At 71.4% G+C, this 14,269-nt stretch carries 9 protein-coding genes and 1 rRNA gene; 7 read left to right on the forward strand and 3 right to left on the reverse strand.

Annotated elements, in window-relative coordinates:
• Positions 1-136: 136 nt before the first annotated feature.
• A 5S ribosomal RNA gene (rrf, locus tag ACIBSW_RS40010) occupies positions 137-253 on the forward strand.
• A gap of 122 nt (positions 254-375) precedes the next feature.
• Here rrf and ACIBSW_RS40015 read toward each other — a convergent pair.
• Positions 376-1,044, reverse strand: coding sequence for a hypothetical protein (locus ACIBSW_RS40015; RefSeq protein WP_354725439.1), 669 nt, complete (start codon positions 1,042-1,044; stop codon positions 376-378).
• An 81-nt stretch (positions 1,045-1,125) separates the two neighbouring features.
• On the opposite strand from ACIBSW_RS40015, the gene ACIBSW_RS40020 reads away from it, so the two are divergent.
• From ACIBSW_RS40020 to ACIBSW_RS40030, 3 genes are all read left to right on the forward strand, one after another.
• On the forward strand, positions 1,126-3,765 hold the full coding sequence (locus ACIBSW_RS40020; RefSeq protein WP_354725437.1) for a valine--tRNA ligase: 2,640 nt from the start codon (positions 1,126-1,128) through the stop codon (positions 3,763-3,765).
• Positions 3,762-5,087 (forward strand): folylpolyglutamate synthase/dihydrofolate synthase family protein, encoded by a 1,326-nt coding sequence (locus tag ACIBSW_RS40025; RefSeq protein ID WP_354725435.1) that lies wholly within the window; start codon positions 3,762-3,764, stop codon positions 5,085-5,087. The genes ACIBSW_RS40020 and ACIBSW_RS40025 overlap by 4 nt, the downstream gene beginning before the upstream one ends.
• Positions 5,088-5,347: 260 nt before the next feature.
• Complete coding sequence (locus tag ACIBSW_RS40030; protein WP_354725443.1) at positions 5,348-5,674, forward strand: DUF4233 domain-containing protein; 327 nt, start codon at positions 5,348-5,350, stop codon at positions 5,672-5,674.
• A 127-nt stretch (positions 5,675-5,801) separates the two neighbouring features.
• Here ACIBSW_RS40030 and ACIBSW_RS40035 read toward each other — a convergent pair whose 3' ends face one another.
• Positions 5,802-8,846: a VOC family protein gene (locus tag ACIBSW_RS40035; protein ID WP_354725433.1), complete on the reverse strand. Its 3,045-nt coding sequence runs from the start codon at positions 8,844-8,846 to the stop codon at positions 5,802-5,804.
• Between the two features lie 146 nt (positions 8,847-8,992).
• On the opposite strand from ACIBSW_RS40035, the gene ndk reads away from it, so the two are divergent.
• A complete protein-coding gene (ndk, locus tag ACIBSW_RS40040) occupies positions 8,993-9,415 on the forward strand; it encodes a nucleoside-diphosphate kinase (RefSeq protein ID WP_354725431.1) in 423 nt (140 codons plus the stop codon).
• On the opposite strand, the gene ACIBSW_RS40045 is transcribed toward ndk, so the two are convergent.
• Positions 9,412-9,849 (reverse strand): carboxymuconolactone decarboxylase family protein, encoded by a 438-nt coding sequence (locus tag ACIBSW_RS40045; RefSeq protein WP_354725429.1) that lies wholly within the window; start codon positions 9,847-9,849, stop codon positions 9,412-9,414. The two genes, ndk and ACIBSW_RS40045, sit on opposite strands and share 4 nt — an antisense overlap.
• A 456-nt stretch (positions 9,850-10,305) precedes the next feature.
• Between ACIBSW_RS40045 and ileS the strand changes: the two genes are divergently transcribed.
• Positions 10,306-13,422 carry an isoleucine--tRNA ligase gene (ileS, locus tag ACIBSW_RS40050; protein ID WP_354725427.1) on the forward strand — a complete coding sequence of 1,039 codons (3,117 nt, stop codon included), beginning with the start codon at positions 10,306-10,308 and terminating at the stop codon, positions 13,420-13,422.
• Between the two features lie 148 nt (positions 13,423-13,570).
• Complete coding sequence (locus ACIBSW_RS40055; protein WP_354725425.1) at positions 13,571-14,269, forward strand: lysophospholipid acyltransferase family protein; 699 nt, start codon at positions 13,571-13,573, stop codon at positions 14,267-14,269.

The following is a 14,269-nucleotide window of genomic DNA, read 5'->3' on the forward strand; positions in this document are numbered from 1 at the left end:
TTCAGTCGACCGGTACTAATAGGCCGAGGGCTTAACTACACCAAACTTGATGTTCGAACCGCGTCCACTGTGTGATTCACAGCAAACAACCACCCGAAGGCTTTTTTGTGGGTGTGGTTGTGTCGCTGATAGCTGTTTCGGTGGTTATAGCGGAGGGGAAACGCCCGGTCTCATTCCGAACCCGGAAGCTAAGCCCTCCAGCGCCGATGGTACTGCACTCGGGAGGGTGTGGGAGAGTAGGACGCCGCCGGACTTAACGTGATAGGAAAGGCCCACCCCGTAAGGGGTGGGCCTTTTCTGCGTTGTATTCAGCAAAGCCCACCCTGCCGGGGTGGGCTTTGCTGTATTTGCATTTGAGTTAGTTCACCTGCCGGCTCAGTTGCGCTTCTGGGACGCGGAACGGATGTCCTCGAACAGGGCCGCGGCGTCGGCCTCCGTTCGGCCGGGGAACATCGCGAGCGCGAGGCTGCCGTGATCTGCCCAGCCGCACACCGGCATATCCGCGCCGTCGGACTTGGTCGTTCCGCACTTCATCGTTCCGCCGAGCGGGCCGGCCGGAACATCGTGGAGCCCCGTCACCGCGCCCTGCTCGTCCGAGATGAGGCCGAACGCGGTCTTCAGGTCGCTCTCCGGCATCCAGATCAGCGTGGTGCCGCCGAAGAACAGCACATCCTTGCCGGATCCATCCGTCAGCACGGCACCGACCGCCTCGTCGAGTGCGACCTCGGCCGACAGCGCCGTCTGCAGATAGTCGCCCGTCGACCGGCCGTCCTCGCTGCTGTCGACTCTCAACCCGGCGACCTCCGCCGGGACTTTGAGAGTGGCGTCCTTCTGCGACGCGATGCGCCAGGCGGCCAGCCCGACGACCGATGCGCCCGCCAGGCCGACCGCGAGCAGTGAGCTCAGCACGATCGTCCTGGTCCGCGACCGGGGTGCGGGCCCGGGCGTCTGCTCCTCGGCCGGCTCGGTCAGGGCGAACGGCTCGGGGGTGATCTCTACCGGGTCCGCCTCGGTGTGCGGCGGATGGCCAGGGCGCTCGGACATCGTGCGAGCGTAACAACCGGTTGTCCACAGGCAGGGCGGTGCGATAGCAACCCACCCGAGCGGGCTCCGTAGACTTGTCGGGTGACCGAAGCGACCGACACCCGTACCCCCGACAGCCGGCCCACCGGTGGCCTCTCCGCCCAGTACCAGCCGGGCGAGGTAGAGCAGCGGCGGTACGAGAACTGGGTATCGGCGGGCTACTTCACGGCGGACCCGGCAAGCGACAAGCCGCCCTTCTCGATCGTCATCCCGCCGCCGAACGTGACCGGCTCCATGCACGTCGGCCACGCCCTCGAGCACACGATCATGGATACCCTCAGCCGCCTCAAGCGGATGCAGGGCTTCGAGGTGCTGTGGCTGCCCGGCATGGACCACGCCGGCATCGCCACGCAGAACGTCGTCGAGCGCCAGCTCGCCGCGCAGCAGCTCTCCCGGCACGACCTGGGCCGCGAGGCCTTCGTCGAGAAGGTCTGGGAGTGGAAGGCCGAGTCCGGGGGCGCGATCACCGGGCAGATGCGCCGGCTGGGCGACTCCGTCGACTGGACCCGCGAGCGCTTCACCATGGACGAGGGCCTGTCGCAGGCCGTGCAGACCATCTTCAAGCGGCTGTACGACGACGGTCTCATCTACCGGGCCGAGCGCATCATCAACTGGTGTCCGCGCTGCCTGACCGCGCTCAGCGACATCGAGGTGGAGCACTCCGACGACGACGGCGAGCTGGTCTCCATCCGCTACGGCGACGGTGACAACTCGATCGTGGTCGCCACCACCCGGGCCGAGACCATGCTCGGCGACACCGCCGTTGCCGTGCACCCCGACGACGAGCGCTACAAGCACCTGATCGGCACCGAGGTGGAGCTGCCGCTCACCGGGCGGCGCATTCCGATCGTGGCCGATGAGCACGTCGACCCCAGCTTCGGTACGGGCGCGGTCAAGGTGACGCCGGCGCACGATCCGAACGACTTCGAGATCGGGCGGCGGCACAACCTGCCGAGCATGACGATCATGGATGAGCGCGCCGTGGTCACCGTGCCGGGGCCGTTCGAGGGCCTCGACCGTTACGAGGCCCGGCCCGCCGTCGTGGCGGCGCTGCGCGAGGACGGGCGGATCGTCGCCGAGAAGCGGCCCTACCAGCACTCGGTCGGCCACTGCTCGCGGTGCAAGACGACGGTTGAGCCGCGGCTGTCGCTGCAGTGGTTCGTCAACACCGGGCCGCTCGCCAAGGCCGCCGGCGACGCCGTGCGGGACGGCCGGGTCGCGATCGAGCCGCCGGAGCTGGCCAAGCGCTACTTCGCGTGGGTCGACAACATGCACGACTGGTGCATCTCGCGCCAGCTGTGGTGGGGCCACCGCATCCCGGTCTGGTACGGACCGGCCGGCGAGGTGGTCTGCGTCGGACCCGACGAGGAGCCGCCGTCGGGCGAGGGCTGGAAGCAGGACGAGGATGTGCTCGACACCTGGTTCTCGTCCGGGCTGTGGCCGTTCTCCACGATGGGCTGGCCCGAGCAGACCGAGACCCTGGCCAAGTTCTACCCGACCAGCGTCCTGGTCACCGGCTACGACATCCTCTTCTTCTGGGTCGCCCGGATGATGATGTTCGGCCTGTACGCGATGGACGGCGTGCAGCCGTTCGACGTCGTCGCGCTGCACGGCCTGGTCCGCGACGCGCACGGCAAGAAGATGTCGAAGTCGTTCGGCAACGCGGTCGACCCGCTGGACTGGATCGACCGGTACGGCGCCGACGCCACCCGCTTCACCCTGGCCCGCGGCGCGAACCCCGGTTCGGACGTGCCGATCAGCGAGGAGTGGTGCCAGGGCTCCCGCAACTTCTGCAACAAGCTGTGGAACGCGACCCGCTTCGCGCTGATGAACGGCGCGACGGTCGAGGGCGACGTGCCGGACACCGCCGAGCTGTCGGCCGTCGACAAGTGGATCCTGTCCCGGCTGCAGCACGTCATCGCCGAGGTCGACGAGCAGTTCGCCACGTACGAGTTCGCGAAGGCGTGCGACACGCTTTACCACTTCGCGTGGGACGACGTCTGCGACTGGTACGTCGAGCTCAGCAAGCCGGTGCTGGCCACCGACGGTCCCGAGGCCGCGCGGTCGCGCCGGGTGCTCGGGCACGTCCTCGACCAGCTGCTGCGCCTGCTGCACCCGGTGATCCCGTTCGTCACCGAGGAGCTGTGGACGGTGCTGACCGGCGCCGACACGCTGGTCACCTCCGCCTGGCCGGTCTCCGAGCAGGCCCGGGTCGACGACGTGGCCGAGGAGGAGCTGGCCGCCCTGCAGAAGGTCGTCACCGAGGTGCGGCGCTTCCGCTCGGACCAGGGCCTGCGCCCCGGCCAGCGGGTCAGCGCGGCCCTGACCGGCCTCGGCAACGTCGGCATCGACGTGCACGAGCCGCTGATCCGCTCGCTGGCCCGGCTCGACGCGCCCGCCGCCGACTTCGCCGCCACGGCGACGCTCGCGGTCACCGGCGGCATCACCGTCGACCTCGACACCCGCGGCACGATCGACGTCGCGGCCGAGCGGGCCCGCCTGGAGAAGGACCGCGCCGTCGCCGAGAAGGAGGCGGCGCAGTGCCGCGCCAAGCTCGACAACGACGCGTTCATCGGCAAGGCGCCGGAGCAGGTGGTCGCGAAGATCAAGGATCGGCTGGCGACGGCCGAGGCCGACCTGGCGCGGATCGCGGCGGCCCTGAAGGCGTTGCCGGCGGCATGAGCAGCTACGAAGAGGTGATCGCCGCGCTCGACGGGCGCGGCTTCACCCGCATGGCATTCGACCTGCAGAAGATCCGGGACCTGATGGACGTGCTCGGCTCTCCGCAGCGGGCGTATCCGTCGATCCATCTCACCGGGACCAACGGCAAGACCTCGACCGCCCGGATGATCGACAGCCTGCTGCGCGCGCACGGCCTGCACACCGGGCGCTACACCAGCCCGCACCTGGAGACCGTCCGGGAGCGGATCAGCCTGGACGGGGAGCCGGTGACCGAGGAGCGGCTCGCCCGGGTCTACGACGAGATCGCGCCGCTCGCCGACCTCGTCGACAAGCAGGCCGCCGAGCCGCTCACCTACTTCGACATGACCACGGCGATGGCGTACGCGGCGTTCGCCGACGCGCCCGTCGACATCGCGGTGGTCGAGGTCGGTCTCGGCGGCGAGGAGGACGCGACGAACGTCCTCGAGGCCGGCGTCTGCGTCATCACCCCGATCGGGCTGGACCACACCGAGTGGCTCGGCGACACGATCGAGGACATCGCCTGGGCCAAGGCCGGCATCATCCACCCGGGCGCGACCGTGATCACCGCGGTCCAGACGGAAGAGGCCATGCGGCCGCTGCTGGAGCGCTCCTCCCAGGTGGGCGCGACCGTGGCCCGCGAGGGCAGCGAGTTCGGCGTCATCCGGCGTGACCAGGCGGTCGGCGGGCAGGTGCTCACCCTGCAGGGCCTCGGCGGCGTGTACGAGGAGGTGTTCCTGCCCCTCTTCGGCGCGCACCAGGCGCAGAACGCGGCACTGGCGCTCGCCGCAGTCGAGGCGTTCCTCGGCGCCGGGCCCGACAAGCAGCTCGACCCGGACCTGGTCCGCGAGGGCCTCGGCGGCGTCGACGCGCCGGGGCGGCTCGAGCGGGTCCGCAGCGCTCCGACGATCCTGCTCGACAGCGCGCACAACCCGCACGGGATGGCGGCCACCGTGCAGGCGCTCGAGGAGGAGTTCGCGTTCCGCCACCTGGTCGCCGTCGTCGCGGTGCTCGGCGACAAGGACGTGACCGGCCTGCTCGAGCTGCTCGAGCCGGTCGCGGCCCGGCTCGTGGTGACGCAGAACAGCTCACCGCGCTCGCTGCCGGTCGAAGAGCTGGCCCAGCTGGCGATGGACGTCTTCGGCGAGGACCGGGTGACCGTCACACAGACGATGCCGGACGCGATCGAGGAAGCGGTCGTCCTGGCCGAGGAGGACACGGACGGCGAGCACAGCGGCGTTGCCGTGCTGATCACCGGCTCGGTCGTGACCGTCGCCGACGCCAGGAAGCTGCTGAAGAAGTGAAAACGCCGCCACCCGAGCCGGTCTCCCCGGCCCCGGTCGCCGGGGATTCGGTGAACGGCGCCCCGCTTGACGGCGCCCCGATAGCCGGGGACTCGGTCAACGGTGCCCCGCTTGACGGGGACTCGGTCAACGGTGCCCCGCTTGACGGGGACTCGGTCAACGGTGCCCCGCTTGACGGGGACTCGGTCAACGGCGCCCCGCTTGACGGGGACTCGGTCGGCGGTGCTCCGGTCGACGGGGGTCCGTCGCGCCGGTCCGGGCTGCGCAATCCTGAGGCGGCGGTGCGGGGTCTGGGCGCGGGCACGCTCGCCCTCGAAGCGATCGTGCTACTGCTGGCGATCCAGCCGATTCGCGTCTCCGGCGGCGAGCTCAGCGGCTGGGGCGTCGGCGTGGTGGTGGCACTGGCGGTCATGGCGGCGGTGTTGGCCGGCAGCATGCGCCGGCCGTGGGCCTGGCACGCGGGATCGGCGCTGCAGGTCCTGCTGCTGGCGGCGGGCCTGCTGCACTGGTCGCTCGCGGCGCTGGGCCTGATCTTCGGCGCGGCCTGGCTCTACGCGACCTCGGTCCGCCGGAGGATCCTGGGCTGACCGCCCACCCCGCGAGGGCCGGGCGGCAGTCGGCTGCGCCGCGGAGCCGGAGTGACGGTTTCGCCGCGAGCCCTGAACTCGCTGGGGGTGTGGCGCGCCCCGCTTGGGGCGGGGCGCGCTGTCGGCGTCAGCGGATGGCTCGCCATTGGGTGATGGCGATGTTGTGGTCGTCGGGGTCGTGGAACGAGGCCGCCCAGAGTTCCAGCTTGCCGCCGCGGTTTACCGGGCGTGGGCCGTGTACGAAGGTCACGCCCTTGCGCATCAGTTCCTCGTATACCGCCTCGACGTCGCCTACCTCGAGGTTCAGGTAGATCAGGCGGCCGGCTACCGAGGACAGGTCGTGCACCTTGCGCAGGACCAGGCGGGTGTCGCCCGAGGCGAGCACCGCGCTGCTCGAGCCGGAGTCGATCTCGTAGAAGCCGAGCATTTCGCGGTAGAACGTCACCGAGCGTTCGAGGTTGGTGACCAGGACCGTGATGCCTACGCCGTGGATCGCGCCGGCTGGGCCAGGGCGGGCGCTCGGGTAGGCGGTGATCAGGTCGTCGGCGCGTTCGTCCGGTTCGAAGCCGCCCTCGAGGTCTGACCAGGGGCCGTTGGCGCGCCTTGTTCCGGACGCGGGTCTGGCGGCCGCCGCACCCGTGGCCGCCGCACCCGTGGCCGTCGCCGCGCCCTGAGCGGGGCGGTAGATGGGGCCGGGGGCGGAATCCGTTGCGGACGGCGGGGCCTGCCCGAAGGGGGGCGTCGGGGTCGGGGCGGAGACAGGGCCGGAGGCGGGCCTCGGGACCCAGGCCGTGGAGGACGACGGGCCCGGCCTTGGCAGCGGTGCCGTGGCGCGGGCGGTCGTAGTCCTGGGAGCGGGGGCCGGCGTCGCGGCTCGGGCGCCGGAAGACGCCGGGCCTGGAGGCGGCGCGGTGGCCCGCGCGGTGGAAGACGTCGGGCCTGGCGGCGGTGCCGTGGCCCGCGCGCTGGAAGACCTCGGGCTGGGAGCCGGAGCCGACGCCGTGGCCCGGGTGGACGGTGCCGGGTCCGGGGGTGGTGCCTCGGCTCGGGCGGTGGCCGGCGCCGGGCCTGGGGGCGGTGCCTCAGCCCGAGGGCCGGACGGCGTCGGGCCTGGGAGCGGTGCCTCAGCCCGGGCGCCGGCCAGCGTCGGGCCTGGGAGCGGTGCCTCAGCTCGGGCGCCGGCCAGCGTCGGGCCAGGGGGCGGTGCGTCGGGCCGGGTGGTGGGCGTCGGGGCTGGGGGCGGTGCCTCGGCTCGGGCACGGGACGGCGTCGGGCCAGAAGGCGGTGCGTCGGGGTCCTCGTGCTTCCTGCCTCGCAGGGCATTGCCGAAAGCCGCTATTCCGGCGGCGACGACCGCGGCCGCTGCCGCCGGCAGTCCGGTTGTGCCACCGGGCGTGGGGTTCGGGCGTTCGCTGTGGTGTGCCTCCTCCGACGCGGACGCGCCGGTGGCTGAGGCAGAGGCTTCGGTCGGCGGCGGATCCGCTGCGGGGGCGGCGGACGGTGCTGCGGCTGCGGCTGTAGGCGCGGCTGCGGCTGCGGCGGCGGTGTGGGCGATCTGGTCGTCGCCGGTGCTGTGGCGGGGCCGCGGGCGTGGTCTGGTCTCGGTCGCCGGGTCCTGCTCGGCGCCGGATGGTGACCGGTCGGGCCCGGCCTCGGTGTCGATCGCGGATCCCGGGCCGCCGGCAGCGGCAGAATCTTCGCCAGCGGCGTCAGAGCCTCCGCCGGTCTCGGCGGCAGGAGCTCTACTCGTGGCGGGTGCTGGTTCGGCCTCGGCGTCTGGGGCGGCGGTGGCCGTGGGGCCTTGGTGTTCGCGGACCTGCCATGGGGGTGGTTCGAGGTCGCCGAGCAGGTCGTCCTCGGCGGATCTTGTTGTGCCGGCGGGCGGTGCCTCGGTGTCGAGGATGCGGGCGGCGCGCTCGCCTGTGGGTGAGTCGTCCTGGTCCGGCTCGGGGCGGTCGTCGTCGGCGGAGCGGTGGGCGCCGGCCGGGGGTGCGATCAGGCCGCTCGCCATCGCCGCGCGGGACTCCGGCTGGGTCTCGGGAGCCGGTTCCGGGTCGCCGCTGAGGGCGAGGTCGATCTCGGGATCGCGGGCGGCGGTCTGCGGGCTCTCGTCGAGCGGGAGGTCGATGTCCGGCTCCGGTTCCGGCTCTGCGTCGGCGGGGCTGGAGGCGGGGCTGGAGGCGGCTGCCGCTGAGGGCTCCGGGTCCGGGGGCGGCGGCGAGGGCTGGGCGGTGCGCTGGGTCGGCGCGGGGGGTGGTGCCTGCTCTGCCTCTCGGGGGTGGGGCGCCTGGGGGGAACCGGTAGCCGCTTGCGGGGTGGTGGTCGCTGCTTCTGTCGACTCGGTGTGCGTATCCGGATCGAGGGTTGTCGTTGATTGTGGTTTCGGGCGCGGCGGCGCGGCCGTCGCGGTTCGGGCACGCTGGGGCAGGGGCTGGTGGTAGTCGTAGTCCGGCTCGACCAGCTGGCCCTCGACGATCGGGCCGCCGGGTGCGTCGCGGACGATCACGTGGGACGGGGACTCGTCCGGTTCCGCGGTGCGGGGCGGTGGCGGCGGGGGCGCGTCGTCCAGGTCCGGTGAGCGCTGGGCCGGCGGCGGTGGCGGCGGGGGCTCGTCGGGGCCGCGGCCCCACTGGCGGTCGCGGGTCGCCCAGGGCGGCGGCGCCGGCTCGCCGCCCAGCAGGTCGTCGTCGGGGAGGTCCTCCTCGTAGTACAGGGGAGGGGCGTTGAGGGTCGCCTCGTGGGATTCCGCCTCGTCCCAGTTGATGCGGACCCGGCGCATGTCGTCGACGTCGACCGTCACCGGCAGGGTGTCGCCGACGTGCGGCCACTTCGTGACCGGCACCCGGGGGTCGCGGACCGTCACCTCGGAGGTGGGCAGGCCGGGGGCCACGATGACGATCTGGAGTTCGGCGCGGCCGTAGATCGACGTGGCCGGCGGGTCCGAGACCGCCTTGACCTGCGCGGTGCCGGCCACCCAGGCGCGCGCGCCGCGGCGCACGACGTTGACCATGCCGACGCTGATCGCCAGGGCCAGCATCGCCACGCCCAGCGCGACGATCGCCCAGCTCGACATGCCGAGGCCGAACAGCATCACGAAGACCGCGATGGTGCCGACGACCGCGGCCACGAGTTTGCGCGCGGGCGCGATCGGACGGCCGTTCTGGTTTGCCACTGTGGACCTCCCGGGTTACCAGTCAGGTTACGTAGCGGTGCCCGCCCGTGAAAGGGCGGTTGCCGCTCGCCCCTCGGGCGGTACCGATAGGCTGACGTCCCGGTGTGACAACACCGGCGCGCCGCCATGACCAGGAGGATCTTCCGTTGTCCACCGCTACTTCCGCCGAGCGCACGCTCGTGCTCGTCAAGCCCGATGCGCTGCGCCGCGGCCTCCTCGGTGAGATCATCGGCCGGTTCGAGCGCAAGGGCCTCACGATCGATGCGCTGGTCGTGCGCACCATGGACGCGGAGCTCGCCGACCGGCACTACGCCGAGCACGTGGACAAGGCGTTCTACCCGCCGCTCAAGGAGTTCATGACCAACGGGCCGCTCGCCGCCCTGGTCCTCTCCGGCGACGAGGTCATCGCCGTCGTGCGCGCCCTGGTCGGCGCCACCGACGGGCGCAAGGCCGCCGCGGGGACGATCCGCGGCGACCTCTCGCTGTCGAACCGGGAGAACCTGGTGCACGCCTCCGATTCACCCGACAGTGCGAAGCGTGAGCTGGCCCTCTGGTTCCCGGAGCTCTAGTCGGTCGGCGGCTGGGTGCGGGTGGCGATCGAGAGACGGTTCCAGACGTTGATCGTGGCGATCGCCACCAGCAGGTTGCCCAGCTCCTCCTCGGTGAACTCCTTGGCCGCCGGCTCCCAGACCTCGTCCGGCACGCCGTGCTCGCCGAGGCGGGTCACCGAGTCGGTCAGGGCCAGGGCCGCCCGTTCCCGCTCGGTGAAGAACGGCGCGTCGTGCCAGGCCGCCACCGCGAAGAGCCGGCGGCTCGACTCGCCCTGCTCGAGCGCCTCGCGGCTGTGCATGTCGGTGCAGAACGAGCAGCCGTTCACGATCGAGGCGCGCAGCTTGATCAGCTTGTACAGGGTCGGGTCGACGTTGTCCTTGCAGTACTTCTCCATGCCGTACACCGCGCGGTACGCGCCGGGTGCCACGTTGCCGATCGCCAAGCGGGGCATTTCTCCTCCTAGTAGGTAGTTACCCCCTCAGGACGCTATAGCGCTCGAGAATGTGACAGGGGCTTCACGGCGCGGGCGGATTCGGGCCGGACGCGCTCGATGCGACGTTCGTCCCGAGTGTCGCGTTCGTGCATGGGCCGCCGCCGGTCGACGGCTACGCCTTGCGGGTGGATCCGCGCGACCGGGACGGCGTCTCGCTGTGGCACACGACCCTGCCCGCACCGAGGCGCTGACGGGCAGCCGGTATCGTTGGGTGCTCAGGCACTGATCCGGCCATCACCGGGGAGTCTCCGGAAGAACGGGCGTTCGCCTCAGTAGAACCGGACGGTCGCGGTCCGTCACAGCCGCCGAACGAGCGGGCGCCGCGAAGGCGGCGCCAAGCGAGGTGGTACCGCGGGCTCCGGCTCGTCCTCGCAGACCACGACACGTGAGCTGCGCGAGGAGAAGCGACCACCGATGGCCTACCCCAAGCACACAGACGCTGCGGGCGTGCCCGCGAGCCCCGACCTGCCCGCCGTCGAGCGCGCCGTGCTCGACCACTGGGCCGCCGACAAGACGTTCGAGGCCAGTGTCGAGGCGCGGCCCGCCGGGCACAACGGCGGCAACGAGTACGTCTTCTACGACGGCCCGCCGTTCGCCAACGGCCTGCCGCACTACGGCCACCTCTTCACCGGCTACGTCAAGGACCTGGTGCCGCGCTACCAGACGATGCGCGGAAAGCGCGTCGAGCGGCGGTTCGGCTGGGACACCCACGGGCTGCCCGCCGAGGTCGAGGCCGAGAAGCAGCTGGGCATCACCACCAAGGCGCAGATCCTCGAGCTGGGCGTCGACAAGTTCAACGAGGCCTGCCGCACCTCGGTGCTGACCTACACCAAGGACTGGGAGCGCTACGTCACGCGCCAGGCCCGCTGGGTCGACTTCGACAACGACTACAAGACCCTCGACAACGACTACATGGAGTCGGTGCTGTGGGCCTTCAAGACCCTGCACGACAAGGGCCTGGTCTACGAGGGCTTCCGGGTGCTCGCGTACTGCTTCCGGTGTGAGACGCCGCTGTCCAACACCGAGACCCGGATGGACGACGTCTACCGGGACCGGACCGACCCGGCGCTGACCGTGACTTTCCAGCTGGAGACCGGCGAGAAGATCGCGGTGTGGACGACCACGCCGTGGACGCTGCCGTCGAATCTCGCGCTCGCGGTCGGCCCGGACATCGAGTACGCGGTCCTGGAGAAGGACGGCGAGAAGCTGATCGTCGGGGCGGGGCGCGTCCCGGCGTACGCGAAGGAGCTCGAGGGTTTCGAGCAGGTCGGCACCGTGCTCGGCCGGGAGCTGGCCGGGCGCCGTTACACGCCGCTGTTCGACTTCCTGGTCGAGCAGGCCGGCCCGAACGCCTTCCAGGTGCTCGCCGCCGACTACGTGACCACCGAGGACGGCACCGGGGTCGTGCACCAGGCGCCCGCGTTCGGCGAGGACGACCAGACCGTCTGCAACGCGGCCGGCATCCCGACGATCGTGACCGTCGACGAGCACACCCGGTTCACCGCGCTGGTGCCCGACTACCAGGGTGTTCAGGTCTTCGACGCCAACAAGCCGATCATCGCGGAGCTCAAGGGCCGCGGCGTCGTGCTGCGCCACGACGGCTACGCCCACTCGTACCCGCACTGCTGGCGCTGTGACACGCCGCTGGTCTACAAGGCCGTCAGCTCCTGGTTCGTCGCGGTCACCAAGTTCCGGGACCGGATGGTCGAGCTCAACCAGGAGATCACCTGGACGCCGGCGCACATCAAGGACGGCTCGTTCGGCAAGTGGCTGGCCAACGCCCGGGACTGGTCGATCAGCCGTAACCGGTTCTGGGGCTCGCCGATCCCGGTGTGGAAGTCCGACGACCCGAACTACCCGCGGGTCGACGTGTACGGGTCCCTTGCCGACCTGGAGCGCGACTTCGGCGTCGCCGTGACCGACCTGCACCGGCCGTACGTGGACGAGCTGACCCGCCCCAACCCGGACGACCCGACCGGGAAGTCGACGATGCGCCGGGTGCCGGAGGTGCTCGACTGCTGGTTCGAGTCCGGCTCGATGCCGTTCGCGCAGGTGCACTACCCGTTCGAGAACAAGGACTGGTTCGAGCACCACTACCCGGGCGACTTCATCGTCGAGTACATCGGGCAGACCCGCGGCTGGTTCTACACCATGCACGTGCTGGCCACGGCGCTGTTCGACCGGCCGGCGTTCCGCAACTGCCTCAGCCACGGCATCCTGCAGGGCGCCGACGGGCGCAAGATGTCCAAGAGCCTGCGCAACTACCCCGACGTGTACGAGGTCTTCGACTCGTACGGCTCGGACGCCATGCGCTGGATGCTGATGTCGTCGCCGGTGCTGCGCGGCGGGGACATGCCGGTGACCGAGACGGCGATCCGCGACTCGGTGCGCCAGGTGCTGCTGCCGCTCTGGAACGTCTGGTACTTCTTCAGCCTGTACGCCAACGCCGCCGGGCACGAGGCGACGCTGCGCACCGACTCGGCGCACCTGCTCGACCGGTACATCCTGGCCAAGACCGACGAGCTCGTCGCGGACGCCACCCGGCAGCTCGACGAGTACGACATCTCGGGTGCGGCCGCGTCGGTGCGCTCGTACCTGGACGCGCTGACCAACTGGTATGTGCGCCGCTCCCGGGACCGCTTCTGGGCCGGCGACGCCGACGCGTTCGACACCCTGGCCACCGTGCTGGAGACCCTCTGCCGGGTGGTGGCGCCGCTCGCGCCGCTGACCGCGGAGGAGATCTGGCGCGGCCTGACGGGCGCTCGCTCGGTGCACCTGACCGACTGGCCCGCGGCCGGCGCGTTCCCCGCCGACCACGACCTGGTCGCGTCCATGGACGCGATCCGCGAGGTGGCCTCGGCGGCGCTCTCGCTGCGCAAGGCCAAGGCCCTTCGGGTACGGCTGCCGCTGGCGAAACTGACCGTGGCCAGCACCGCCGCGGATGCCCTGCGCCCGTTCGCCGATCTGCTGGCCGACGAGGTCAACGTGAAGGCCGTCGAGCTCAGTGCCGATCTCGCCGCGTACTCGCAGCAGGTGTTGACCGTGGTGCCGCGTGCACTCGGCCCGCGCCTGGGCAAGCAGGTCCAGGTGGTCATCAAGGCCGTCAAGGCCGGCGACTGGGAGCTGGTCGACGGCGCGCCGGTCGTCGCCGGCGTCGCCCTGCAGGAGGGCGAGTACGAGCTCAAGCTCGTCGCGGCCGACGCGGAGAACTCGGCGCCGTTGCCGGCCGGCCGCGGCGTGGTCGTGCTCGACACCGAGGTCACGCCCGAGCTGGCCGCCGAGGGCCTGGCCCGCGACGTGATCCGGGTCGTGCAGCAGGCCCGGCGCGACGCCGGGCTGGACGTGTCGGACCGCATCTCGCTGCTCGTCGCCGCCACGCCGGCGGTCTCGGCCGCGGTCGAGGCGCACCGCGACTTCGTCGCGGCGGAGACGCTGGCGACCTCGCTGGCGCTCGACCCGGGCGCGACCGGATTCAGCGGCGAGGCCGGTGACGGCGAGGCCGTCACGGTGTCGGTCACCCGGGCGGTGTGAATTCCGCCGCCGGTCGGCTCGGCTTTCGCCTGCTTCGGCGGTAAATGCCCAGCCGACCGGCGGTCGCCCCGACAGGGGTTTTCCGGTTGGTTTCCGATAACCTCGAACTGCCCCCTCATTAACTTGGAAGTCCCGCCGGAGGAACACGTTGCCGCTGCTCTACTCGATCGGCAAGATCACTGTCGGTAAAGCGATGACACTCGGCTGGCGGCCGCACGTCGAAGGTCTCGAGAACATCCCCGCGTCCGGCGGCGCCATCTTCGCCGGAAACCACCTGTCCGTCGCCGACGAGCTGTTCCTCGGCGCGGTCGTGCCCCGGCACATCGCGTTCTGGGCCAAGGCCGAGTACTTCCGCGGCGGCGGCGTCGGCGGCAACGTCACCAAGTTCGTGCTGGAGGGCCTCGGCGCGATCAAGGTCGAGCGTGGCGGCGGTCGCGCCGCGCTGGCGGCGTTCGACGGCGCGATCCCGGTGCTCAAGGCCGGCGACATGGTCGCCGTCTACCCCGAGGGCACCCGCTCACCGGACGGCCGGCTGTACCGCGGGCGCACGGGCGTCGCGCGGCTCGCCGTCGCGGCCGGCGTGCCGATCATCCCGGTCGGCATGATCGGTACGGAGAAGGTGCAGCCGATCGGCCAGCGCATCCCCCGGCCGGTCAAGGGCAAGGTCACGATCAAGTTCGGCGCGCCGATCCCGACGGTCGGCCTCAGCGACGACCGCACCGCGCTGCGCACGCTGACCGACGAGGTCATGGCCGAGATCCAGAAGCTCACCGGCCAGGAGTACGTGCCCCGCTACGCGCCGCCGCGCGGCACCACGCCGGAGGCGCCGGAGAAGCCGGAGGCGTAG

Origin of the sequence: Actinoplanes sp. NPDC049668, from assembly GCF_044465445.1 — a bacterium.
GTDB lineage: Bacteria > Actinomycetota > Actinomycetes > Mycobacteriales > Micromonosporaceae > Actinoplanes.